The following is a 23,796-nucleotide window of genomic DNA, read 5'->3' on the forward strand; positions in this document are numbered from 1 at the left end:
TCATGACGGCACCTTCACGACGATGACGGTGATGTTGTCCGGAGCGCCGCGCATCAGACCCAAGGACACCAGGCTGCTGGCGATTTCCCCTGGCTCGTCGTGGCCGAGCACATCGCGGATCTCATGGTCTTCAACGGTCTTGTTCAGCCCGTCACTGCACAACAGGTAACTGTCGCCGGGCTTCAACAGCAACTCGACCATCGCCAGCTCCAGCTGGGCCTGGACCCCGATCGCGCGGGTGACAATATTGGAGCGCGGGTGTACCCGGGCTTCGGCTTCACTGAGCAGGCCGCTGTCCTGCAGATCCTGGACGTAACTGTGGTCCCGCGAGATGCTTTCGAGCAGGCCGTCACGCAGGCGATACAAGCGGCTGTCACCCGCCCACAGGCACACCCCGCGCAAGTCACGCGCCGCCAGCACCACCACCGTACTGCCCATCATGGTCACGCCGCGGTTGGCGGTTTCTTCACGCACGGCGGCGTTGACCCGAAGCAAGTCGGTTTTCAGCGCCGCGACGTATTCATCCAGCGAGCGGCCCACGGCAATGCTACGCAGGCTGTCGACAATCAGACTGCTGACATAGTCGCCCGCCGCGTGCCCGCCCATGCCATCGGCGACCACCCACAGGCCTTTTTGCGGCAGGTCCAGGCAAGCGTCTTCGTTAACCTGACGGACCATACCGACATGGCTTTTGCTTGCAGATTTGAGGGTCCTTCCAACGCTTGGAGACATCTACACAACACCTTCTTGGCCGAGCAAAAATTGCGCAAAATCAGCGGCGGCCGGCAGGCCCTGGCACCGCAATAAACCGGGGGCGATGCGCTCCGAACCCTGGCCCCACCACACACTGGCCCCTTCGCAGGCCTGTTCGGCAAGGGCCGTCATTCGCGCCTGCGGATCGGTGGCATCAAAGCGGTTCAGGCCGGCAAAACGGCTGCTTGGCGCGCGTGGCAGGTACGCCGGGCTGCCCAGCATCTCCAGTCCTGCACCGAAGGCTTCGAAGCTCGCCTCCACGCTCAATGTGCTCAACATCAATTGCTCGACCTGTTCAAACCAGGCGTCCGAACCGCCCACCACCGACGCCGGGTCGGCATCGTGATCCAGCAGCACCGCAACGGTCAGCGGAAAATACCGGCCAACCCGATCGATGCTCGGCATCACCACCCCAACGGCGGCCTGTGGCCCACAGACACCGGGCCCGAGCATAAAACGCCACAGCGGACTGACCAGATAGGCATCCAGCCAACGGTCCCCGAGGCTCTGGCTGGCGAGCAAGCCCGCCGCCAGCCACGAATCCCAGGGGCCGATAAAACTCTGCGGCAAGCCACGACTGACAAAGTCCCCGCGACTGGCCAGCTTTCCATAGAAGCCCGGCGTGCTCATAAACGCTCCGGCAGGCTGAAACCGCTGAGCACACGGCTCTTGAACGGGTTGAAGGCACTGTTGGCCCGCAGCTCATAAGAGACGCTGGCGCCGTCGACCCGCAGCCGCAGGTTGAAGCGATCCGGCGAGTTGCCGGCAGTCAGGTCCGATTGCTCCAGCAGGCGGAACCAGGCCCAGGGCCCGTCCAGGGTGATGCCCGAACGACCGCTGGCCGAAGGCGGCATGATCGAGATCCGCACCACACCGATGCTGCCGGGGTTGGGCCATTGCATGGAGGTGGGGCGGCTCGGGCCGTGGTCGTAGCTCAATTGCTGGCCATCAAGGTCGAGCAAGAACTGGGTAATCGTGGCGTCCATCGCCACTGGCTTGAGTTCGAAGCGCACCATCGGCTGGGTGCCGCCGGAACGGAAAAACGCATCCCGGATGGTCGCTGCCCGCTGGAAGGTTTGCAGCACGCCCGGGGCGATGCCGAGCTTCTGTGCGGCGCCCGGTTGCCAGCGCCAGGCCTGGGTCGAGGTATCCACGTACGGCTGCAGGTATTTGCGGAAGTAGTTGTCCATCACCCCGCCTACGCCGAAGAACTGGCCGAAGTCGTCCAGGGTCGCGTCCCGCGCACTGCCCGGCGACATCGGGTAACGCCCGGCCAGGGACTGGCGATAGATGTTTACCACTTCGCTGGTCCAGGCCGCGTTCAGTTGATTGCGCACCCCGCCCATCATGCTGTTGGTGGTGGAGTTGACCACCGACTTGACCAGGCCCTGCACCAGCGGCGGTTGACGTTCGGCGTTGAGGCTGACCCGTGTCGCGGCCGCTGCAGCCTGATTCTTGGCTTCACCAAGCAAGGCGTCGCCGCTGGCGCCGACCATGGCGCTGACCTGCACATACAGGGCATTCATGTCGGCCAGCAGCCCGTCGATGGCCGCCGGCTCGCCTTCGTTCTTGCTGACGATGCGGTTGAGTTCGGCAAAATGCGCAGTGATGGGATCGTCACTGGCCTCGGGTGTGTTTTGCGTCGCCTGCTCCTGGCCGAGCAAAGTGCCCAGGCGTTCCTTGAGCTTGTCGACCCCACCGTCCACCGGCGCACCCTTGGCGGCCAGCAGGCGTTCTTCCTGTTGCAGGTCGGTTTCCTTCGCCACCGCCACCAGCAGTTTTTTCAACGGCGAGGTCGGGCCGGAAATCACCCGCAGCACATCGGCGGCCTGGGCCACGCTGGTGATCGGCACGAAGTCGATATCCGCCAGCAAGGCGTCCCACTGACGCTGGAAATCCTGGAAATACAGGCGGCGCACGTCGGCGGCCAGGCTGGCGACGTTCTGTTGTTCTGCCTGATCGCGACCGAGCACCCACTGCTCCTCGGCCAGGGTACCGGTCTGGTTCAGGCTGGTGAGCAAAAACCCTTGGCGGTAACCCTTGGCCGTGAAGAAGCCGCTCAAGGGTTCGCCCAGCGGCTTGCCACTCTTGCGGCTGAACACCAGTGCGGCATCACGCCCGGCCGCTTCGTTGATACGAAAGTCCGGAATGCCGTCCGGCAGTTTCTGCCGCTTGACCCTGTCATAGACGCGCTGGGCCACCGGCAGCTGTTGCAACTGGCGGCGCAGGTCGTCGATCAGGCGCGGGTCCAGACGTGCGGTGGGCGGATGGCGCTCGAACAGTGCCTGCAAGTGTTCCTCCAGGGCCAGACGCTGCTCGGCCGGCAAGTCGCGCGGCAGGCTGCGATCCCAGTCCAGGGCGATCCACGCCTTGATGAAGTCGGCATCGTAATGCTCGCTGTCGGCGAGCATCAGGTAGGCCTTCAAGCCTTCGTAAAGGAAATCCGAATTGCCGCCGCCTTGCAGCTGCTCTTCGATGCGTGTGAGCAAGCGTGGCGCGAAAACCGCAATCAGCAGCTTGCGATAAACGCTGCCGGACTCGGCTTCAAGCATGTCGCCCTGATAAAGGCCCAGGCCTTCGGCCCAACTCGGTGCGTCATCGGCCAAATGCTTCACTGCGTTGAGCAACGGCAGTACTGCGAGCACATCCCGTTGTGCCGGGCTGAGGTTCTGCACGGCCTGGCCCAGGGGCGCGACTTTCTGATCGACTTGCGCGATATACGCCTGGTTGGCGCGGTAGCTGACCCACCACAAGGTCCCGACCACCAGCACCAGGGCCACGGTCGAGGCCAGCACGCCCCGGGCGATCCACTTGCGCCGACGTTCGACTTTCGGGTTGACCCCCACCAGTCCACGCTCGGCAAAGGCCACGGCGCTGAAGAGTTTTTCGATGAAGTAACTGCGCCCGGTGCCGTTCTGGCGCGCCAGGTGCTGGCGGTCCAGGTTCATGCTCTGGGCCATGGAACCGATCAGCCGGTCAATCGGGCTGCCTTCCTGGGTACCACTGGTGAAATACACCCCACGCAACAACACACGCTCTTCAAAGGCGTTGGGTTTGAATACGCCCTCAAGGAAGCTTTGCAGGCAATCCTTCAACGCGCCGAACTGTTGCGGGAAGCCGTAGATCAGATCGCGCCGCGCCGGGTCGCGTTCCTGTTGCAAACGCTCCACCAAACGATCGTTGAGGCGCTGTTCCAGGCCGGTGAACTCGCTTTGCAGATGGGCCAGCGGGCTGTCATTGTTTTTACCGTCGTCCAGGGCAAATGTCATACCCCAGACCTGGGCCCGTTCTTCCTTGCTCAGGGTATCGAAATACTCCATGAACCCTGGCACCAGATCGAGCTTGGTCAGCATCAGGTAGATCGGGAAGCGCACGCCGAGTTGCGTGTACAGCTCCTGGATACGCAGGCGGATCGCGGCGGCATGGGCCGCGCGCTCGGCGTCGCTGCCCAGCAGCAGGTCGGAGAGGCTGATGGCGATAAACGCGCCGTCGATCGGACGCCGGGCCCGCTGTTTTTTCAACAGGCCGAGAAAACCCAGCCACGCGGCTTTATCGACTGTCGCGTCGCTGTCCTGAGTGGTGTAGCGCCCGGCGGTGTCGAGCAACACGGCCTGATCGGTAAACCACCAATCGCAATTGCGCGTGCCACCGACGCCGCGGACCGCCCCGGCGCCCAGCTGCGCCGCCAACGGAAAATGCAGCCCGGAATTGACCAGCGCCGTGGTCTTGCCCGAACCCGGCGGGCCGATGATCACGTACCACGGGAGCTCGTACAGGTTACGTCGCTCGTCACCGCCCAGCTTGGCCTTCTTCAACAGCGCCAAGGCTTCGTCCATGCGCTGGCGCAGGGTTTCGAGCTCTTCGGCAGTGGCGATGCTGGTCGGGTCCGGGGGAGTTTGCGCCGCCAGGCTGCGCATCACTTCGGCGGCCTGACGGCGAGCCTGGATGATGCGAAACAGCCGATAGGCGATCCACACCGCGAACACCAGAATGATCAGCGCCCAGCGCCGGCCTTCGGGCACCAGGAATTCGAGCAGCGGCCCGACAAACCAGATGATCAGGCTCAGGGCGATCAGCCCCAGCAACGGAATGACCCAGCGGATGATAAAACTGAAAAACGCCTTCACTCGACCCCCTCCGCCAACACTGTGATTTCGACCCGACGATTGCGTGCGCGGCCCTCTGTTGTCGCGTTCGAGGCCAGCGGCTCGGTGTCGCTGCGACCTTCGGCGCTGAAGCGTTCGGGCTGGCCGGTTTTGGCCGAAAGGATTTGCAGCACCGAATTGGCCCGCGCCTCGGACAAGGCCCAATTCGATGGAAACCGCAAGGTGGCGATCGGGCGATTGTCACTGTGGCCGGTCACCCGGACCTGGCCCTTGACCTTGCGAACGGCATCGGCGATGCGCAGCATCAGCGGCTGGAAATTGTCGATGATGCTGGCGCTGCCCGAGGCGAACAGCTCATCGCCACGGATGGTCACCACTGAACGGTCAACGGCATCTTCCACGGCGATCCGACCGGCTTTGATTTCATCAGCGAGGAAGCCCGCCAGACGGGGACGCTCGATCAGTTTCGGTTGCACCACCGGACGGTCGATGGCCTGCACCGGGATCTCGCCCAGTGCATGAATGTTTTTAAACACCGGCTCGGCATCGGCGGCCAGTTTCAAGCGCAGGCCGAACAGCAGTGCCAGCAGCAACGCCACGCCGATGGCCACGGCGATCCATGGCGGCATGAATTGCGCCAGCCGGTCGCGGGCCACGGTAACGCCGCGCCAGTGGGGCGACAGTTCACGCTCATACTCGCCACGAGCACTGCGGATGACCGCACTGGTGCGCTCACGCAAGGCTTCCAGTTGGCTGCGACCGTCGTTCATGACCCGATAACGCCCTTCGAAACCCAGGCACATGCACAGGTACAACAGCTCCAGCAAATACAAACGTTCGCGGGGGCTTTGCAGGCAATGCTCCAACAACTGGAACACCTTCTCGCCGCCCCAGGCTTCGTTGTGCACGGTGATCAGCAAGCTCTGTTTGCCCCAGTCGCTGGCACCCCCCCACGGCGTACTCAACACCGCTTCATCCAGGGCGGTGCACAAGGCGTAACGTGCCAGCAACACATCGTTGCGCACCACGCCGGCAGCCTCGGCGCGCTCCTCGAACTGGCGCAGGTAGGCCAGTAATTGCGCCCGCAGGCTCGCCGGCGCCGGGTGGGCAATGGTGTTGCGCAAGCGGGTCAGCAAAGCCAACAACGGGCCAGCGGCGCTCTCCAGGGGGTTGAGACCTTCGGCGTTGCCGATCAAAAGCGGCGCGGCCGGCATCGAAAGTGGCGCGGGCTGGGCACGGCCAGCCTCCGGGCGGATCGGGTCGGCGCCACGGCCACCGGGTGTCGGCATGAATTGGGTACGATCGTCGTTGCTCATTGCGGTTTATCCTCGGATCGCCCAGAAAGCCAGGTTCAGCCCCGGGAATTGCCCCGCGATGTAGAACGCAAAACCGCCGGAGTTGGCCAGTTGCTGCCAATGCTCGCTGCCCCGGTCCAGCTCGTAATAAGTGGAGCCGGCGTGATACGGGATCTGCCGTGGCGCCACCGGCAGCGGCAGCAGGCCAATGCCCGGTAATTGCAGGTTGACCAGGTTGCGGATGTGCTCCACCGAGCCGACCTTGCTCTGTTGGCCGAAGTGGCTGCGCAGGGTTTCGGCGGGTACGTCGGCGCGCACCACCAGGATGAAGCTGGCGCTGTCGAGCAGGGACTTGTCGGCCAGCATCGCCACATGGACGCCGTAGGCTTTTTCGACAATCGGAATCGGCGTGGCCTTGCTGTCGATCAGCATCGACAGCGCCTCACGCAGGGCTTGCATCACCGGGGCGAAACTCAGCGCCAAGTCATCGTGCTGGTACTGCGGGTATTCCTGGGGTCGCCGCCCGGAAGCGGTAAAGGTCGAGAACTCGCCGGCCAGACTCACCAGCTCGCTGTAGAACCGCTCGGGGTGCAACGGGCTCAACTGGCTCAAGTGCTGGATCAGCGGTTGGGCACGGTTGACCAGTTGCAGCAGCATGAAATCGGCAATCTCCGAGGCACCGCCGGCACCGGACGCCACCACCCGCCCGGCGAGGGCTTCGCCGCGCTGATGCAGCAGGCCCAGCAGCTCGCTGCGAAACGCGGCCAGGGGTTTGGAAGCGACCACATCCAGCAGTGGCGGGATGTAAGTGTCGTCGAGCACCAGGGCGCGGTCGGCGCGCTTCTCCTTGATTCGTACCAGGCCGATGGCGGCGTAGTCGCTGATGCCATCCTGAGCCGTCAATAATCGCAGCGCTCTCGAACCCACAGCCACTGGCGCACGGTTTTCGAATGGCGCGTTGTCGTCCCGCACTTCGCGCACCTGGCTCACGTAGCGCGCAGCGCCCAGGGTTTCGCCGTCATCAACGGTGTCACGTGCACCGGCGCGCTTGAGCGGCAAAGCCAGGTACACCAGACCATCGCGCAGGTTGTCGTCGATGTTCAGCGGGCTCGGTGCCAGGTCGTCCTGGGGAATGTTGAATGGCGTGCCGTCCGGCAACAGGCCCCGCGCCGAGATGATCGCCAGTTTGCCCTGGGCCAGCAGACCCTGGTCGATCAGCAATTCGGAGAAACCCCAGGCGCCGGCCGACAACGGGCGGCTCCGGGCGTCGATGAGGTTTTCCAGGTATCGGTCATGCTGCTGGAAGTGCTGCGTTCCAATGAACATGCCTTCCGACCAGACCACACGATTGTTCCAGGACATGGGGGGCTCCGAGTGCTTATTGGGCAGGGCTGGATGGGGAAACCACGACGGTGCTGCGCACGGCTCGCACGTCGAGGCTGATCTGGTATTCGGTGTATTGACGCGGCGGGACATTCATCACCGCGCGCCACAACGACTGATCCAGCTCGCGATACCCCACCAGTACGCCGATATGGCGGGTGGCCGGGTCGAGGTCGCGCTGCAGGCTCAACTGCTGCCCGGGCTGGATCAGCACTTCGTCCTGGTCGATCAGGTCTGCGCCGAGCGTCGCCTGGGCCCGTTCGGCCAGTGCGAAATAATCGGAACGGCCAAAGGTGGCGGCATTTTTCAATTCGAAAATACGCACCCGGACCGGGGCTGGCTGGCCAGTGGCGCCGGGGTTGAGCCCGGCAATGGCGTGAAAGTGCAACTCGACGGCGGCCGTGTCGGCCTCGGCCTCAACCCCTTCGGGCTGGGGTTTGGCCGCATCCTTGGCACATGCGGTCAGCAGAAGCGCGGTGGCGACTGCGAGTAAAAACCTGGGAATCATCCTGCGTCCTCAATGACGTTTCAGCTATCCGTTGTTCCGTTCTTTGCTATGAAGGTGGCGACGCTCAGCCGTGGCGCTGCCTTGTACTGTGCTCTTCGTAGGCGCGGCTGAATTCACGACCGAACAGGTCCTGGAAATCCTCTTGGGCCTCGCGGGAAATATTGCTGTAGAGCTCGGTGAACTGCTGCCAGTACTGGGCCTGTCGCGAGCCATTGAAAATGCTCGACAGGCCACCGGGCTTGCCCATGCGCTCTTCCAGTTGCGCCGGCTCGAAGCGCGCCAGCAGGTGCTTGATCGCAGCTTCCACGCCGGCCATCACCGCCAATTGGTGGGCACGCAAGTCATCGAAACTGTCGCGCACAGCGAGGTCCGGCGCCATGAACGCCTGATTGCTGTGGCGCAACAGCAACAGCAATGCTTCATCGACGTTGGGAGCGAATTTCAGCGGATTGTTTTCCACCGGCTGAATCATCGTCTGCTGAATGCGGAACTCGCCCTTGAGGCTGCTACGGGCGCGCAAGACATCGATCAGGCCTTCGACCATCAGCCGATAACTGCGGCCGATGCTTTCCATCTGCGCTTCGGCCTGGGCCTTGTCCAGGCGCAACTGATCCAGCCCGGCACCGCGCAGAAAGGCTTGCAACAGGTCGGGTTGAGCATTGTCGGCCGGGGCGACCGGGCGTTCGACGATGGCCACGGGCGGTTCGCGCAGGGGTGCCGACTCGATCGGTACGCTGATGTGAGGTACGGGCGGTGGTGCAACCTCTGCAACAGGCAGGGGGGCGACAATCACCGGAGCAGGCTTGTCGCTGAACAGGTCCCAATCTTCCGGAATCAACGGGGCCGACACCGGCGGCACAGGCTCGGCCACGGGCGTTGGGTCTGGGATCGGGGTCGGTGGGCGGAAGTCGTGTTGCTCGGCCGGGACATGGTCGGGCTGGGTGGCCGGCGGGACGCTGGTCGGTGTCAGAAAGTCGAACAGGTCCGGCATCGTGTCCATGGCCGATACGCCCTGAAAATGTGCAGGAGGTGTCACGGGCAACGACGTCGGCGTATTCACGACGGCACCCTGACGCCCCATCAGGGCCTCGAAGCTGCTGGACGAATCGGCGAAAGGGTTGCCGTCGGTCACTGGCAGACTGAAATCGATACGCGCCTGGATTTCATAATCACCGATGCGGATAACTTCGCCATCTTGCAACGGCTCGCTGTTGCCCTTGCGCAGACGAATACCGGCCTTGACCAATTCCACACCGTTAGTGCTGTTATCAGTTAAGTAATACCGGCCATCTTTATATTGAATAACGCAATGTTTTCCGGAAACCAAGCGCTCTGGGTCGGGCAATACCCAGTCATTATCAGAATTGCGGCCTATTGCCATCACACCCTGATCCATGGATTTCTCAGGGCATTGGCCAGGGGTAATTTTGTGATAACTAGTGATAGTCAAACACAGCGACATCTTGCCTCCTTGCTGAACACTTTGCGCGCGGGCGAATCGGGATTTACTCCCGTTAGACTCGGTCCGACTACCTTGCAAACAACCTCGAAAACGGCTTTTTACCAGCATGATTGCTGATCTTAACCGGCTTGCGTGACAAAAAACCTGCATCAGTGCCCGCCTCGACCAACCAGTCGCGCGGGTTGTTAAGCACCTCACATCTGTCACACAGAGGAAATAGCTTACCTTGACAAGCCATAAGTACTACACCAAAAATGCATAACTTCTTGAATATAGATGATGGCACTTTAAGATCATTACGCATCCAAAGGGCTATTACACTCAAGGAAGCATGTGAAGTTCCAACTGGAACTAACATGTGAACTGCCCGGCTCTGTCAGTCGGGCGATAGGGAGATCAAATTCAGTGGAAGTGCCTTTGTTGCTCGCCGCCGTTTCCGCGACTTCGCCTTGTGGTGAAGATCTGGAATATGACGCGGATTTTTTGCGCCTGGAACGCGATTCCCTGGGCCAGCCCGAGCGCAGCATGGGCGATTCGATATTGCCTGCCGCCCCCCCCGAATGGCGCAGCATCCAGCAGCAAAGTCTGGAGTTGTTGCAACGCAGCAAAGACCTGCGCATCACCCATTTCCTTTTGCAAAGCTCGCTTGCCCTCGAAGGCGTCACCGGCCTGGCCCGCGTCCTGACGCTGATCAGCGAATTGCTCAAGCAATACTGGGCCGACCTGCATCCACGCCTGGATGCCGAAGACAACAACGACCCCACCGTGCGCATCAATGCCCTCGCCGGCCTGACGTCCGATGCCACCATTCGCCTGCTGCGCGAGAGCATCCTGGCCCGTTCGCGAACCTTTGGTGCCGTCAGCCTGCGCGCCGCCGCCAATGCCAGCGGCCTGCAAAGCTTCCCTGACGAAAACCTCGGCGCCGAGCAGCTCGCCGGGGCGTTCCTGGACAGCGATCCCGAACAGTTGGAAATCACCCGCGCAGCGTTGCATGAGGCCCGCAGCGTCGCCGAGGCCATCGAGCAACAAATCAGCGAACAAGTCGGTTCCGCCCAGGGCGTTGACCTTGGCCCGTTGAAGCAACCGCTCAAAATGGCCTTGCAGATTCTCGGCCAGTTCGCCCCACAGAGCGGCGACAGCCCCCTGCCCGATTCCATCAGCGACGACAGTGCCGCGCGGGTTGAATACGCCACCGCGCCGAGCACACCGCGCAACACCGGCACCAGCAGCGGCGAAATCAACAACCGCGACGACGTGCTGCGCAGCCTGGACCGGATTCTTGCGTATTACACCCGTCATGAGCCCTCCAGCCCGCTGCCGGTGCTGTTGAACCGGGCGAAGAATCTGGTGCACGCCGACTTTGCGGCCATCGTGCGCAACCTGATTCCCGACGGCATGAGCCAATTTGAAAACCTGCGCGGACCAGACGGCGAATAAAAGCGAACGGATCACGCAGTCACGTCACCGGTACCGCCGATGACGCCAACACCGTCGCTTGAGCGACCAGGAGCAGCAACGTGGCGAAGCAAAGTTCTCAGAAATTCATCGCGCGCAACCGCGCGCCTCGAGTGCAGATCGAGTACGACGTCGAACTCTACGGCGCCGAGAAAAAGGTCCAGTTGCCCTTCGTCATGGGCGTGATGGCGGACCTCGCCGGCAAGCCCGCCGAGCCTCTGGCGCCTGTGGCCGATCGCAAGTTCCTCGAAGTGGATGTCGATAACTTCGACTCGCGCCTCAAGGCCATGCAGCCACGCGTCGCGTTCCACGTGCCCAACGAGCTGACCGGCGAAGGCAACCTGAGCCTGGACATCACCTTTGAAAGCATGGACGACTTCAGCCCGGCCGCCGTGGCGCGCAAGGTCGACTCGCTGAACAAGTTGCTCGAAGCGCGCACCCAACTGGCCAACCTGCTGACCTACATGGACGGCAAGACCGGTGCCGAAGAAATCATCATGAAGGCCATCAAGGATCCGGCGCTGCTCCAGGCGCTTGCCAGTGCGCCGAAGCCAGCCGAGCCTCAGGCTTAATCAGGACGAATGATCATGACCGATTCAGTACGTGCAGACGCTCAGACACTGGGCACCACCGAAGAAGCCAGCGAGTTCGCCTCCCTGCTGCTGCAAGAATTCAAACCCAAGACCGAACGCGCTCGCGAAGCCGTCGAAACCGCCGTGCGCACCCTGGCCGAACAGGCCTTGGCGCAGACCGACCTGGTGTCCAACGACGCCATCAAGTCGATCGAATCAATCATCGCCGCCATCGACGCCAAGCTCACCGCCCAAGTCAATCAGGTCATCCACCACCCCGATTTCCAGCAACTGGAAAGTGCCTGGCGTGGCCTGCACTATCTGGTCAACAACACCGAGAGCGATGAGCAACTGAAGATTCGCGTGCTCAATATCTCCAAGACTGACCTGCACAAGACCCTGAAGAAATTCAAGGGCACCGCGTGGGACCAGAGCCCGATCTTCAAGAAGATGTACGAAGAAGAATACGGCCAGTTCGGCGGTGAACCTTACGGTTGCCTCGTGGGCGATTACTACTTCGACCAGTCGCCGCCGGATGTCGAGTTGCTGGGCGAGTTGTCGAAAGTCTGCGCCGCCATGCACGCGCCGTTCATTGCAGCCGCATCGCCGACCGTGATGGGCATGGGCTCGTGGCAGGAACTGTCGAACCCGCGCGATCTGACCAAAATCTTCACCACCCCGGAATACGCCGGCTGGCGCTCGCTGCGCGAATCGGAAGACTCGCGCTACATCGGCCTGACCATGCCGCGCTTCCTCGCGCGTCTGCCATATGGCGCCAAGACCGATCCGGTGGAGGCCTTCGCCTTCGAAGAAAGCACCGACGGTGCCGACAGCTCCAAGTACACGTGGGCCAACGCCGCTTACGCGATGGCGGTGAACATCAACCGCTCGTTCAAACACTTCGGCTGGTGCTCGCGCATTCGTGGCGTGGAGTCTGGCGGTGAAGTGGAAAACCTGCCGGCGCACACCTTCCCGACTGACGATGGTGGCGTGGACATGAAATGCCCGACCGAAATCGCCATTTCGGACCGCCGCGAAGCGGAACTGGCGAAGAACGGTTTCATGCCGCTGCTGCACAAGAAAAACACTGACTTCGCCGCGTTCATCGGAGCCCAGTCGTTGCAGAAACCGGCCGAATACGACGACCCGGACGCCACCGCCAACGCCAACCTGGCCGCGCGCCTGCCGTACCTGTTCGCCACCTGCCGTTTCGCCCATTACTTGAAGTGCATCGTGCGCGACAAGATCGGCTCCTTCAAAGAGAAGGACGAAATGCAGCGTTGGTTGCAGGACTGGATCCTCAACTACGTCGACGGTGACCCGGCGCACTCCACCGAAACCACCAAGGCCCAACACCCATTGGCGGCGGCCGAAGTAATCGTCGAGGACGTGGAAGGCAACCCGGGGTACTACAACTCCAGGTTCTACCTGCGCCCGCACTATCAGCTCGAAGGGCTGACCGTGTCGCTGCGCCTGGTATCCAAGCTGCCTTCGGCCAAAGGCGCATAAAAACGCCCTTGATGTGATCGTTCCCACGCTCTGCGTGGGAATGCCGCCCGGGACGCTCCGCGTCCCAGTGACGCAGAGCGTCACCCGATGCGTTACCACGCAGAGCGTGGGAACGATCAGCAAAAACACAATGTGGTAGAGACCACACAGGGAGAAAACATGGCTGTTGATATTTTCATCAAGATCGGCGACATCAAGGGCGAGTCCATGGACAAGGCCCACAAGGACGAGATCGACGTCTTGAACTGGAGCTGGGGCATGGCTCAGTCCGGCAACATGCACGTGGGCAGCGGCGGCGGTGCCGGCAAGGTGAATATCCAGGACCTGTCGCTGACCAAATACGTCGACAAGGCCACACCGAACCTGATGATGCATTGCGCCAGCGGCAAGCACATCGACAAGGTCAAGCTGACCGTGCGCAAGGCCGGCGGCGAAAGCCAGGTCGAGTACATGATCATCAACCTGGAAGAAGTGCTGATCACTTCCCTGAGCACCGGCGGCTCGGGCAGCGATGATCGCCTGACCGAAAACGTCACCCTGAACTTTGCCAAGGTGCTGGTGGACTACCAGCCGCAAAAAGCCGATGGCACCAAGGAAGGCGGGCCGGTCAAGTTCGGCTGGAACATCCGCCAGAACGTCAAGGTGTAATCGAAGATGCCCCCGGCGTTATACGCCGGGGGTGTTTTGGTGCTTGCTCGAATCCAATCCTTTCCCATCCGGTGTCTGAGTCATGGCCAAGCCTTCGTTTATTAATTTGTGGAAAGCGTATTCCGATCTCCTGGTTACGTATCCTGACGCAAAGCCCTGTGATGGCCCTTGGGCAAACCAGTGTGCTATCCGCATGAGCATGACGCTCAATGCAGAGCTGACCATCAAGGTCAACAAGTCCACCTATACCGAACCCAAGTGTGCACATGAGCACGCGCGGGGTGCCGAGTCGCTGGCGAACTGGTTGTGGAAGCATCATCTGGGGCGGCCACTGATTCTTGGTGGAAGTGCCGAAGAACGCCGCAAGCTACAAGACAAGACCGGACTCATCTTCTTCAAGGATTGTTTCCAGCAGACAGGAGAGTCATCGGACAGTCGCACCGGCGACCATATCGACCTGTGGAATCGCGGCCTGACCATCGGCCGGTACAGCGATCCTTCCTACCGATCCCGAGCCATCTGGTTCTGGGAGCTGACATGATCAAGTCCAGCCGAAACGCTGTGCTCCTGTGTTGCGTATTGTCGAGTGTATCCGCGTGCGCCGACCAGCAAGCCCCGTCTGCTGCCGCGGACCAGGTAGTCACCCTGGGCGCACAACAGCTGACACTGGAGAACGACCAGCAGCGCTGCGTGTTGCGTAAACCGGATCAGAGCGTGCTGCCGCTCGAAATGCCATGGCCTTGCCAATTTGCGGTCGACCGCCAAGGCAAGCCGCACGTCGAGTCCTTCAACAATGTGCCGATTGCCATCGTGCTGCACATAAGCGTTGACCCTGCCAACAGTCGCGACTGTCGGTCCGAGTACCGCGCCGTACGCCAGATCAAAGGTCAGCTCGAACCTTCGGTGGTTTCTCGCAGTGCCAGTTGCCTGCGCGGTGCAGGCGATCAGAAAGACTACACAGCGCTTTTCACTTGGTAGACGACTTCGCATGCAATCACTCACGACTCTGCGCATCGCGCAAAACAGGTTGGGCTTTGAGGGTTGAAATGATCAAACGAACCCTGTTGATGCTGCTGTCTGGCTGCCTGCCGTGGAGCCTCGATGCCTGGGCCGGGCAGCAACCACTTGCTGCCCCCAGCAATCAAGTCATTGTCGCGGGACAAACGTTGACTCTGGAAAACCACGATCAGCAATGTGCGTTACGCAAACAGGACCAAAGCATCTTGAAACTAGACATGCCATGGCCTTGTTTTCTGAGTGTCGATCGCAAGGGCCAGCCACGGGTCGAAACCTTCAACAACGCCCAAATCATTATCGTGGAGCACTCCACGCCCGAGCCCCTTCCGAGCCGTGATTGTGACGCTCGGTATCAGGCCATCCGCCAAATCAAAGGCCAGCCCATGGAAGTGTCAAAGGTCGCCCATAGTGCTGGCTGTATGACCGGCGTCATGGACCAGAAAAATTTCGTGGCGCATTTCTCGTGGTAACCGAAATCGCCACCCGCGATCGCCTGCAACCGTCCCTGCTGGACCGGTTGACCGACGACGACCCGAGCAACCTCAAGGAAAGCGCCGACAAGCGCGTGCTCTCCCTGACCCAACTCAAAGCCTCGGTGCTGCGTGACCTGGCGTGGCTGCTCAACACCACTTCGTTGCTCAGCGCCGATGCGACGTTGCACACCCCGGCCGGCACGTCGGTGGTCAACTTCGGGCTGCCAGCCCTGGCCGGCAACAGTGCGTCGAACGTCGATATTGCAGCGCTTGAAGCGCTGATCCACCAGGCCATCGCCACGTTCGAACCGCGGATTCTGCGTAACACTTTGCGCGTGCGGGCCCGGGCATCCGCCGAGATGAACCACAACGCCCTGAGTTTCGAGATCGAAGGCGATCTTTGGGCCCAGCCAGTGCCGCTGCGCCTGATGCTGCAAACCGACCTGGACCTGGAATCCGGCCATGTGCGAGTGGTCAACGCCGATCAGCGGAGACGCTCATGAACCCGCGTCTGCTGGAACTGTACAACCAGGAATTGCACCACGTGCGCGAAAGCGCGGCGGAGTTCGCCCAGGAATATCCGAAAATCGCCAGTCGGCTGACGTTGTCCGGCATGGATTGCGCCGACCCGTACGTCGAGCGCTTGCTGGAAGGGTTTGCTTATCTGACGGCGCGGGTACAGCTCAAGCTCGATGCCGAATACCCGACCTTCACTCATAACCTGCTGGAAATCGCATACCCCCATTACCTGGCGCCGACACCGTCGATGACCGTGGTGCAATTGCAGGCCGACCCCGATGAAGGCTCGCTGAGCAGCGGCTTCCCGCTGCCCCGGGACACGGTCCTGCGCGCCGCCCTGGGCCGCGAAACCCAAACCTGCTGCGAGTACCGCACCGCCCACGCGGTGACGTTGTGGCCGTTGCAGGTCAGCCAGGCCGAGTACTTCGGCAACCCGTCTGCCATGCTCGGGCGTCTGGCCGCCAGCGAACCCAAGGCCAAAGCCGGCCTGCGCCTGACCCTGCGCACCGGCGCCGAACTGCCGTTCAACAGTCTGGCCCTGGACAACCTGCCGTTGTACCTCAACGGCGCAGACGAGCAGCCCTTCCGCCTCTACGAACAGCTGCTGGGCAACGTCTGCGCCGTGTTCGCCCGTCAGCCCGGTGGTGATTGGGTGGAACGCCTGCCGCAGGACGCACTGCGCTCCCAGGGATTCGACGATAGCGACGCCGCGCTGCCAGTGGTCTCGCGGGCCTTCCAGGGCTATCGCCTGTTGCAGGAATATTTCGCCCTGCCCCACCGCTTTCTGTTTGTCGACTTCACCCAATTGAGTCGGGCGGTCAAACGCTGCGACGGCCAGGAACTGGAATTGATCGTGCTGTTCGACCGTCACGATCCGAGCCTGGAAGGCAGCGTCGGAGCCGCGCAGTTCCTGCCGTTCTGCACCCCGGCCATCAACTTGTTTCCCAAGCGCCTGGATCGCATCCACTTGTCGGAACGGGTCAATGAACACCATGTGATCGCCGACCGCACCCGGCCGATGGATTTCGAGATTCATTCCCTGACCACCCTCACCGGCCACGGCACTGGGTCGGAGCAGCCTTTTTTGCCGTTCTATGCGGTACGCGATCCGTCTCGCTACGGCCGCGATCAGGCCTGGTACACCGTGCGACGCGAACCCCGCGTGCTGTCCAGCGGCCAGCGGCGCAACGGCCCGCGTTCGACTTACATCGGCAGCGAAACCTTCGTCAGCCTGGTGGACAGCCAGCAGGCGCCTTATCGCCACGACCTGCGCCAACTGGGCGTAACAGCGTTGTGCACCAACCGCGACCTGCCGCTGTTCATGAGCGTGGGCAACAGCAAGACCGATTTCACCCTGGCCGACAGCGCACCGGTAGCGGCGGTGCGCTGCGTGGCAGGCCCGAGTCGCCCACGTGCCAGCCATGCCCACGACGCAAAGGCCTGGCGGTTGATCAGCCAGCTGTCGCTCAATTACTTGTCCCTCAGCGAGCAAGGCCAGGGCGCCGCCGCCCTGCGCGAACTGCTGCGCCTGTATGGCGACAGCAACGATGCGGCGTTGCAATTGCAGATCGAAGGCCTGCGCGAAGTCAGCAGCAAGGCCTGTACCCGACGCTTGCCAATGCCGGGCCCGATCGTGTTTGGTCGTGGTCTGGAGATCACCCTGGAATTCGATGAAAACGCGTTTCGCGGCACAGGAGTCTTCTTGCTCGGTGCAGTGTTCGAGCGCTTCCTGGCACGCTACGTGTCGATCAACAGTTTTACCGAGACGGTGATCCGTACCACCGAACGCGGCGAGATCATGCGATGGAAAGCCAAGCCCGGACGCCGTCCGACCCTGTGAATACCCTGGATGCGATGCACCAGGAGCCCTGGGAATACGACTTCTTCCAGGCGTTGCGGCGCATCGAGTGCGAATCGCCTGAACTGCCGCGCCTGGGCCACTCGTTGCGCCTGGCCGATGATCCGCTGCGCCTTGGGCAACAGGCCGATTGCACCTTTGCCCCGGCGACCCTGGCGTCGGTACAGCCGGGCGTCGACGGTGCGCCGGCGCGCCTGGAGCAGTTCTTTTTCGGCCTCGGCGGCCCCAACGGCCCATTGCCGCTGCACCTCACCGAATATGTGCGCGAACGCCAGCGCAACAACGCCGACAGCACCAGTAAACGCTTCCTGGATGTGTTCCATCACCGCCTGCTGAGCCTGTTTTATCGGGCCTGGGCCGAAGCGCGGCCGACGGTCAGCCATGACCGCCCGGACGATGACTACTGGTCGGCACGCCTGGCAGCACTGAGCGGCCGGGGCATGCCGAGCCTGCTCAAACAAGGGCTGATCCCCGACACGGCGAAGTTGCATTACAGCGGTCATCTGTCGGCACAAACCCGCTACCCGGACGGTTTGAAGGCCATTCTCAGTGAGTACTTCGGCCTGCCGGTGGAGATCGAAGAATACGTCGGCCAATGGCTGGAGCTGCCGGAACGCAGCCGCGTGGGCGTCAGCGCCCATCAATTGGGCGTGGATTTTTGCCTGGGCCGTTATGTCTGGGATCGCCAGCACAAATTCCGCATTCGCCTGGGGCCACTCAAGCTGGATGACTACATGAGCATGCTGCCCGGTAGCCAACCCTTCAATGAGCTGGTGGCCTGGGTGGCCGAATACCTGGGCCATGAACTGGACTGGGATCTGAACCTGATTCTGAAACAGCCCGAAGTACCGGCGCTGCAACTCAATCGCCAGTTCCGCTTGGGTTTCAATACCTGGCTGGGCCAACCCGAAAAAGATGCCAAGGATTTAATACTGGCCCGGCATTACGCCGAGCAGGCCAACACCTCACAGATCTCAAGGAGCCATGAGCATGGGTGAAATCAGTCGCGCCGCGTTGTTCGGCAAACTCAACAGCGTGGCCTACAAAGCCATCGAAGCCGCCACCGTGTTCTGCAAGCTACGCGGTAACCCTTATGTGGAACTGGCCCACTGGTTTCATCAGTTGCTGCAATTGCAGGACTCGGACCTGCACCGCATCATCCGTCAGTTCAATATCGAGCCGGCGCGCCTGGCTCGTGACCTGACCGAAGCCCTGGACCGTTTGCCACGGGGCTCGACTTCAATCACTGACTTGTCCTCCCATGTGGAAGAAGCTGTGGAACGTGGCTGGGTCTACGGCAGCCTGATGTTCGGCGAAAGCCAGGTGCGTACCGGTTACCTGGTGCTGGGCATCCTCAAGACGCCGAGCCTGCGCCATGGGCTACTGGGGCTGTCGGCAGAGTTCGACAAGATCAAGGTCGAGGCCCTGAGCGAGCGTTTTGATGAGTACGTCGGCGACTCGCCGGAAAATGCGCTCAGCGCCAGCGATGGTTTCAACGCAGGCAGCGTGCCCGGTGAAGCCAGCGGCGCCATGGCCCCAAGCGCCATGGGCAAGCAGGAAGCGCTCAAGCGTTTTACCGTCGACCTCACCGAGCAGGCCCGCAGCGGCAAGCTTGATCCGATTGTCGGGCGTGACGAAGAAATCCGCCAACTGGTGGACATCCTCATGCGCCGTCGGCAGAACAACCCGATTCTGACCGGTGAAGCCGGCGTCGGTAAAACCGCCGTGGTCGAAGGTTTTGCCCTGCGCATCGTCGCCGGTGACGTACCTCCGGCGCTCAAGGACGTGGAACTGCGCAGCCTCGACGTCGGCTTGTTGCAGGCCGGCGCGAGCATGAAAGGTGAATTCGAACAGCGCCTGCGCCAGGTTATCGAAGACGTCCAGGCCTCGCCAAAACCGATCATCCTGTTTATCGACGAAGCCCACACGCTGGTCGGTGCCGGTGGCGCCGCCGGCACCGGGGACGCGGCCAACCTGCTCAAACCGGCCCTGGCCCGGGGAACCCTGCGCACCGTGGCCGCCACGACCTGGGCCGAGTACAAAAAGCATATCGAGAAAGACCCGGCCCTGACCCGCCGCTTCCAGGTGGTGCAAGTCGCCGAGCCGTCCGAAGACAAGGCGTTGCTAATGATGCGCGGCGTGGCCTCGACCATGGAGAAACACCATCAGGTGCAGATCCTCGACGAAGCCCTGGAAGCCTCGGTCAAGCTGTCCCATCGCTACATCCCCGCGCGCCAGTTGCCGGACAAATCCGTGAGCCTGCTGGACACCGCCTGCGCCCGGGTCGCCATCAGCCTGCACGCCGTGCCGGCCGAAGTGGACGACAGCCGTCGCCGCATCGAGGCGCTGGAAACCGAACTGCAAATCATCGCCCGCGAGCATGCCATCGGCATCGTCATCGGCGCCCGCCAAACCCAAAGCGAAAACCTGCTGAGTGCCGAACGCGAACGCCTCGCCGAGCTGGAAAGTCGCTGGGCCGAAGAGAAAACCCTGGTAGACGAATTGCTCGCCACCCGCGCCACCCTGCGCGAGCGCGTCGGTGTGGTGGACAGCGAGGACGGCAGCGAGACCAGCCACGCCTTGCGCGAAAAACTGGTGGACCTGCAACAGCGCCTCAGCACCCTGCAAGGCGAAACCCCACTGATTCTGCCGACGGTCGATTACCAGGCCGTGGCCTCGGTGGTCGCCGACTGGACCGGGATTCCGGTGGGCCGCATGGCCCGTAACGAACTGGAAACCGTGCTCAACCTCGACCTGCACCTGAAGAAACGCATCATCGGCCAGGACCACGCCTTGCAGATGATCGCCAAGCGCATCCAGACCTCCCGCGCCGGCCTCGACAACCCGAGCAAGCCGATTGGCGTGTTCATGCTCGCCGGCACCTCCGGCGTGGGCAAGACCGAAACCGCCCTGGCGCTGGCCGAAGCCATGTACGGCGGTGAACAGAACGTCATCACCATCAACATGAGTGAATTCCAGGAAGCTCACACCGTGTCCACCCTCAAGGGCGCGCCACCGGGCTACATCGGCTATGGCGAAGGCGGCGTGCTGACCGAAGCCGTGCGGCGCAAACCCTACAGCGTAGTGCTGCTGGACGAGGTGGAAAAAGCCCACCCGGACGTGCACGAAATCTTCTTCCAGGTCTTCGACAAAGGCGTGATGGAGGACGGCGAAGGTCGGGTGATCGACTTCAAGAACACCTTGATCCTGCTGACCACCAACGCTGGCACCGAGTTGATTGCCCAGGTCTGCAAAGACCCGCAAAACGTGCCTGAACCCGAAGCGATCGCCAAGGCCCTGCGCCAGCCGCTGCTGGAGATTTTCCCACCGGCATTGCTGGGCCGCCTGGTGACCATTCCGTACTACCCGCTCAGCGACGAGATGCTCAAGGCCATTACCCGCCTGCAACTCAACCGCATCAAAAAGCGCGTGGAGAACACCCACAAAGTGGCCTTCGATTACGACGACGCGGTGATCGACCTGATCGTCTCCCGCTGCACCGAAACCGAAAGCGGTGGGCGGATGATCGACACCATTCTGACCAACAGCCTGCTGCCGGACATGAGCCGCGAATTCCTCACTCGCATGCTCGAAGGCAAGGCGCTGGCCGGCGTGCGGATCAGCGCCCGGGATAACGAATTGCACTACGACTTCAGCGACGCCGCATAGCCCTGGAGGAATGCGGTCAGTGTGGGAGCTGGCTTGCCTGCGATAGCGGTGTATCAATCGGCATCAATGCTGAATGTCACACCGCTATCGCAGGCAAGCCAGCTCCCACATTTGATCCGGTTACGGCAGGGAAAAGCGGCGCGGCGATTACAACGTTTACGGGATAACTGATGCTATTCAAGCAACTCTCACGCCTGGCAAAAATCACCAGCCCCCTGGGGCCGGATGTGCTGTTGCTCAAGGACATGGGCGGCGGCGAAGAGCTGGGGCGGCTGTTCAACTATGAGCTGCAGCTGCACTCGCTGGACAACGCCATCGACCTCAACCAGCTGCTGGGCAAACCCATGTGCCTGAGCCTGCAACTGGACGGCGGTGGCGAGCGCTATTTCCATGGCATCGTTGCCCGTTGCAGCCAGAACGTCGACCAGGGCCAGTTCGCCAGCTACCAGGCCACGCTGCGGCCGTGGCTATGGCTGCTGACCCGTACCTCCGATTGCCGGATTTTCCAGAACCTGACCATCCCGCAGATCATCAAGCAGGTGTTTCGCGACCTGGGTTTTTCCGATTTCGAAGATGCCCTGAGCCGGCCCTATCGCGAGTGGGAATACTGCGTGCAGTATCGCGAAACCAGCTTCGATTTCGTCAGCCGCCTGATGGAGCAGGAAGGGATCTATTACTTCTTCCGCCATGAACAGGGTCGTCATGTGCTGGTGCTGGCCGATGCCTACGGCGCCCACACCAGCGTGCCCGGCTACGCCTCGGTGCCCTACTACCCCAAGAATGAACAGCAGCGCGAACGCGATCACATCCACGATTGGCACCTGGCCCAGGAAGTCCAGCCGGGCTCGCTGGAACTCAACGACTATGACTTCCAGCGCCCCAGCGCGCGCATTGACGTGCGCTCGGCCATGCCTCGTCCGCACACCGCCGGCGACTATCCGCTGTATGACTATCCCGGCACCTATGTGCAAAGCGCAGACGGCGAACATTACGCCCGCACCCGCATCGAAGCCTTGCAGACCCTGCACGAACAGGTCGAGTTCGCCGGCAACGCCCGGGGTCTGGGATCGGGTCATTTGTTCAGCCTCACGGGCTTCAGCCGTCAGGACCAGAACCGCGAATACCTGATCGCCAGCACCCGCTACTACATCTCTCAGGAAAGCGGGGAAACCGGTGGCATCGCCGCTTCGGCGCAGTTCGAAAGCAGCCTGACCTGCATTGACGCGCAACAAAGCTACCGGCCCCTGCCCAACACCCACCGCCCCATCGTCAAAGGCCCGCAGACCGCATTGGTGGTCGGCCCCAAGGGCGAGGAAATCTGGACCGACCAGTTCGGCCGGGTGAAAGTGCATTTCTATTGGGACCGCCACGACCAGTCCAACGAAAACAGTTCGTGCTGGATTCGCGTGTCGCAATCCTGGGCCGGTAAAAACTGGGGCTCGATGCAGATCCCACGGATCGGCCAGGAAGTGATCGTCAGCTTTCTCGAAGGCGACCCGGATCGGCCGATCATCACCGGTCGCGTCTACAACGCCGAACAAACCGTGCCCTACGACTTGCCCGAAAACGCCACCCAAAGCGGCATGAAAAGCCGTTCGAGCAAGGGCGGCACGCCGGCGAACTTCAACGAAATCCGCATGGAAGACAAGAAAGGCGCCGAGCAGTTGTACATCCATGCCGAGCGCAATCAGGACATCGTGGTCGAGGTGGATGAAAGCCACTCGGTGGGCCACGACCGCAACAAAAGCATTGGGCATGACGAGACGGTGACCATCGGCAACAACCGCCTGCGTATCGTCAAACAGGAAGACATTCTTTCGGTGGGTCAGCGCAAGACCGACAGCATCAGCCAGAGCTACGTCATTGAAGTGGGTGAGAACCTGCGGCTGGTCTGTGGTGAAAGCATCCTGGAGCTCAATGCCAGCGGCCAGATCAACCTGACCGGCGTGCAAATCAGCTTCTATGCCAGCGGTGATGCCGAATTCAACACCGGCGGCGTGCTGCACCTGAACAATGGCGGCGGCGCTGGCGCCACGCCTGATGGTCAGGGCGTCAAGGCCAGCATCGACGCCAACATCAATGCCGCGTTTCCCAAGCCCAAGGGCTAATCACGAGATCTGTGTTCCATGACTTACCGAATCAATGAATTCCAGTTCCAACTGCCGGCAAGCGAACTGCAAGACGCGTCGATCAACATCCTCAAGTTCCCTGAACTGGGCACTTCGCTGATTGTCAGCCGCAGCTTGCTGGCCGAGGGCGAAACCTTGCAAAGCAACTTCGACGACCAGCTCAAGCGCCTGGAAAAACAAGTGCAAGACTTGCGTTTTCAACCGGGCGTCGCCGTGCGTCTGGGCGCCAGCCAGGAAGTCGAAGGCATCGAGTTGCGCAGCCAGTTCAACAAGGGCAACGACAAAGTCTTCCAATACCAGTTGGCACTGGTGTTGCCCGGCACCCGCAAAATGCTCGCCCTGAGCTACGTGAAGGCCGAAAAACTCGGCGATGCCGAAGCCGCGCATTGGGCGACCATCAAGAGTTCGCTGTTGTTCGACGTTCCGGCCTGATGAGCACC

General features: G+C 61.8%; 20 protein-coding genes. 13 read left to right on the top strand and 7 right to left on the bottom strand.

Translation table 11 applies throughout. The features are described from left to right. The 7 genes from PSH97_RS27720 to tagH all read right to left on the bottom strand — a co-directional run bounded on the left by PSH97_RS27720 (nt 1) and on the right by tagH (nt 9,507). Nucleotides 1-732: a PP2C family protein-serine/threonine phosphatase gene (locus PSH97_RS27720; protein WP_305447489.1), complete on the bottom strand. Its 732-nt coding sequence runs from the start codon at nt 730-732 to the stop codon at nt 1-3. Further along, nucleotides 733-1,383, bottom strand: a complete 651-nt coding sequence (tagF, locus tag PSH97_RS27725; protein ID WP_305447491.1) for a type VI secretion system-associated protein TagF — start codon at nt 1,381-1,383, stop codon at nt 733-735. Beyond that, nucleotides 1,380-4,880 carry a type VI secretion system membrane subunit TssM gene (tssM, locus tag PSH97_RS27730; protein ID WP_305447492.1) on the bottom strand — a complete coding sequence of 1,167 codons (3,501 nt, stop codon included), beginning with the start codon at nt 4,878-4,880 and terminating at the stop codon, nt 1,380-1,382. The genes tagF and tssM overlap by 4 nt, the downstream gene beginning before the upstream one ends. Continuing rightward, the gene (locus tag PSH97_RS27735; protein ID WP_305447493.1) at nt 4,877-6,175 is read right to left on the bottom strand and encodes a DotU family type VI secretion system protein; all 1,299 of its coding nucleotides are present in this window, start codon (nt 6,173-6,175) and stop codon (nt 4,877-4,879) included. The genes tssM and PSH97_RS27735 overlap by 4 nt, the downstream gene beginning before the upstream one ends. Before the next feature lie 6 nt (nt 6,176-6,181). Further along, the gene (tssK, locus tag PSH97_RS27740) at nt 6,182-7,516 is read right to left on the bottom strand and encodes a type VI secretion system baseplate subunit TssK (RefSeq protein WP_305447495.1); all 1,335 of its coding nucleotides are present in this window, start codon (nt 7,514-7,516) and stop codon (nt 6,182-6,184) included. 16 nt (nt 7,517-7,532) lie between these two features. Beyond that, complete coding sequence (tssJ, locus tag PSH97_RS27745) at nt 7,533-8,045, bottom strand: type VI secretion system lipoprotein TssJ (RefSeq protein ID WP_305447497.1); 513 nt, start codon at nt 8,043-8,045, stop codon at nt 7,533-7,535. A gap of 64 nt (nt 8,046-8,109) precedes the next feature. Further along, nucleotides 8,110-9,507 (bottom strand): type VI secretion system-associated FHA domain protein TagH, encoded by a 1,398-nt coding sequence (tagH, locus tag PSH97_RS27750; protein ID WP_305447498.1) that lies wholly within the window; start codon nt 9,505-9,507, stop codon nt 8,110-8,112. 405 nt (nt 9,508-9,912) lie between these two features. Here tagH and tssA point away from each other — a divergent pair, with 405 nt between their 5' ends. From tssA to PSH97_RS27815, 13 genes are all read left to right on the top strand, one after another. Next, nucleotides 9,913-10,944 carry a type VI secretion system protein TssA gene (gene tssA, locus PSH97_RS27755; RefSeq protein ID WP_305447499.1) on the top strand — a complete coding sequence of 344 codons (1,032 nt, stop codon included), beginning with the start codon at nt 9,913-9,915 and terminating at the stop codon, nt 10,942-10,944. Between the two features lie 80 nt (nt 10,945-11,024). Further along, entirely contained in the window at nt 11,025-11,534 is a 510-nt protein-coding gene (tssB, locus tag PSH97_RS27760) for a type VI secretion system contractile sheath small subunit (protein WP_007894500.1), read from the top strand. A gap of 15 nt (nt 11,535-11,549) precedes the next feature. After that, complete coding sequence (gene tssC, locus PSH97_RS27765; protein WP_305447500.1) at nt 11,550-13,043, top strand: type VI secretion system contractile sheath large subunit; 1,494 nt, start codon at nt 11,550-11,552, stop codon at nt 13,041-13,043. 159 nt (nt 13,044-13,202) lie between these two features. Next, entirely contained in the window at nt 13,203-13,691 is a 489-nt protein-coding gene (locus PSH97_RS27770; RefSeq protein ID WP_305447501.1) for an Hcp family type VI secretion system effector, read from the top strand. 82 nt (nt 13,692-13,773) lie between these two features. Then, nucleotides 13,774-14,232: a type VI secretion system amidase effector protein Tae4 gene (locus PSH97_RS27775; protein ID WP_305447502.1), complete on the top strand. Its 459-nt coding sequence runs from the start codon at nt 13,774-13,776 to the stop codon at nt 14,230-14,232. Continuing rightward, nucleotides 14,229-14,669: a hypothetical protein gene (locus PSH97_RS27780; protein WP_305447503.1), complete on the top strand. Its 441-nt coding sequence runs from the start codon at nt 14,229-14,231 to the stop codon at nt 14,667-14,669. The genes PSH97_RS27775 and PSH97_RS27780 overlap by 4 nt, the downstream gene beginning before the upstream one ends. A 68-nt stretch (nt 14,670-14,737) precedes the next feature. Then, a complete protein-coding gene (locus PSH97_RS27785; protein WP_305447504.1) occupies nt 14,738-15,178 on the top strand; it encodes a hypothetical protein in 441 nt (146 codons plus the stop codon). Beyond that, nucleotides 15,172-15,684, top strand: a complete 513-nt coding sequence (gene tssE, locus PSH97_RS27790; RefSeq protein ID WP_305447505.1) for a type VI secretion system baseplate subunit TssE — start codon at nt 15,172-15,174, stop codon at nt 15,682-15,684. The genes PSH97_RS27785 and tssE overlap by 7 nt, the downstream gene beginning before the upstream one ends. Further along, nucleotides 15,681-17,540: a type VI secretion system baseplate subunit TssF gene (gene tssF / locus PSH97_RS27795; RefSeq protein ID WP_305447506.1), complete on the top strand. Its 1,860-nt coding sequence runs from the start codon at nt 15,681-15,683 to the stop codon at nt 17,538-17,540. The genes tssE and tssF overlap by 4 nt, the downstream gene beginning before the upstream one ends. Beyond that, nucleotides 17,504-18,556, top strand: coding sequence for a type VI secretion system baseplate subunit TssG (gene tssG / locus PSH97_RS27800; protein ID WP_305447507.1), 1,053 nt, complete (start codon nt 17,504-17,506; stop codon nt 18,554-18,556). Before tssF ends, tssG begins: the two co-directional genes overlap by 37 nt. Then, complete coding sequence (gene tssH, locus PSH97_RS27805; RefSeq protein WP_305424462.1) at nt 18,549-21,227, top strand: type VI secretion system ATPase TssH; 2,679 nt, start codon at nt 18,549-18,551, stop codon at nt 21,225-21,227. Before tssG ends, tssH begins: the two co-directional genes overlap by 8 nt. A 170-nt stretch (nt 21,228-21,397) precedes the next feature. Further along, the gene (locus tag PSH97_RS27810) at nt 21,398-23,335 is read left to right on the top strand and encodes a type VI secretion system Vgr family protein (protein WP_305447508.1); all 1,938 of its coding nucleotides are present in this window, start codon (nt 21,398-21,400) and stop codon (nt 23,333-23,335) included. An 18-nt stretch (nt 23,336-23,353) separates the two neighbouring features. After that, the gene (locus PSH97_RS27815) at nt 23,354-23,788 is read left to right on the top strand and encodes a DcrB-related protein (protein WP_217856916.1); all 435 of its coding nucleotides are present in this window, start codon (nt 23,354-23,356) and stop codon (nt 23,786-23,788) included. Nucleotides 23,789-23,796 lie beyond the last annotated feature (8 nt).

It is taken from the genome of Pseudomonas cucumis, from assembly GCF_030687935.1.
In the GTDB taxonomy this organism is placed as follows: Bacteria; Pseudomonadota; Gammaproteobacteria; order Pseudomonadales; family Pseudomonadaceae; genus Aquipseudomonas; species Aquipseudomonas cucumis.